Origin of the sequence: Scandinavium sp. (assembly GCF_036271055.1) — a bacterium.
GTDB lineage: Bacteria > Pseudomonadota > Gammaproteobacteria > Enterobacterales > Enterobacteriaceae > Scandinavium.
On the sequence record NZ_DATBBJ010000022.1, the window covers coordinates 1 to 1557 of the forward strand.

Below are 1557 nucleotides of genomic sequence, written 5' to 3' on the forward strand. Positions count from 1 at the left end.
AGCTTTGGCTTGCGCCGAACATCCTTCCTTAACCTTCCAGCACCGGGCAGGTATCAGGCTCTATACGTCATCTTACGATTTTGCAGGGCCCTGTGTTTTTGTTAAACAGTTGGTTGAACCATTTTGCTGAGGCCCACCGAAGTGGGCATGCTTTATCCCGAAGTTACAGCATCAATTTGCCGAGTTCCTTCTCCACGGCTCACCCGAGCGCCTTAGAATATTCTTCTCGTCCACCTGTGTCGGTTTGCGGTACTGGCTGCTTTAACCTAACCTTAGAGGTTTTTCTTGGCGGCTATTAGCACACTCAATCAGGCCGAAGCCCTCATATACTTTCGTATTTCGTCAACTCTTACGGATTTGCCTGTAAAAGCTATAACTACGTACTTAAACGGGGAATTCCGTTTCCCTCGTGTGTGGGTCACTTCCGCGTCGCCCCATCGAAATTAAAGCTGGTACTGGAATATTAACCAGTTTGCCATCATCTACCCCTTTCGGGTTTGACTAAGGACCAGACTAACCCTGATCCGATTAACGTTGATCAGGAAACCTTGGACTTACGGCGATAGAGTTTTTCACTCTATTTATCGTTACTTATACCTACATTTTCGTTTCTGAACGCTCCAGCATGCGTCGCCGCACACCTTCACTGCAGATCAGAATGCTCCCCTACCGATCATCCACGTAGTGGCGATCTTAGAACTTCGGTTCACAGTTTGATGCCCGATTATTTTCCGTGCCTGAACCCTCGACCAGTGAGCTGTTACGCACTCTTTAAATGAGTGGCTGCTTCCAAGCCAACATCCTGGCTGTTATAGGATTCAAACTTCGTTTGATCAACTTAACTGTGTATTAGGGACCTTAGTTGCTAATCTGGGTTATTTCCCTCTCGGCCACGGACCTTAGCGCCCGCAGCCTCACTGCCGCAGATATTTATTAGCATTCGGAGTTTGTCAGGGTTTGGTAGGCGGTGAAGCCCCCTAGCCCAATCAGTAGCTCTACCTCTAATAAACTTCTATATGCGACGCTGTTCCTAAAAACATTTCGGGGAGAACGAGCTATCTCTAAGTTTGATTGGCCTTTCACCCCTATCCACAGGTCATCCCATAGCTTTTCAACGCTAATGAGTTCGGTCCTCCATTCCGTGTTACCGGAACTTCAACCTGCCCATGGATAGATCACAAAGTTTCGCGTCTGCCCCCACTGACTAGTCGCCCTATTTGGACTCGCTTTCGCTACGGCTCCGTTACTAAAGAACTTAACCTTGCCAGTGAGGAGCAACTCGTAGGTTCATTATGCAAAAGGCACGCTGTCATCCGTATATTACTATAGGACTCCAACCGCTTGTAGGCGTACGGTTTCAGGTACTATTTCACTCCCCTATTCGGGGTGCTTTTCACCTTTCCCTTACGGTACTGGTTCACTATCGGTCTCTGAGGAGTATTTAGCCTTACCGGATGGTGCCGGCAGATTCAGGCAGGATTTCTCCGGTCCCGCCTTACTCAGGATACCGCTCGTCCCTGTCAATTTGTGCTTACGGGGCTATCACCCGCTATGGCT

1 rRNA gene is annotated in these 1557 nt (G+C 48.7%); it reads right to left on the reverse strand.

Going from position 1 to position 1557, the window contains the following annotated elements:
• Positions 1-1557, reverse strand: a 23S ribosomal RNA gene (locus tag VH187_RS02125); the annotation flags it as partial.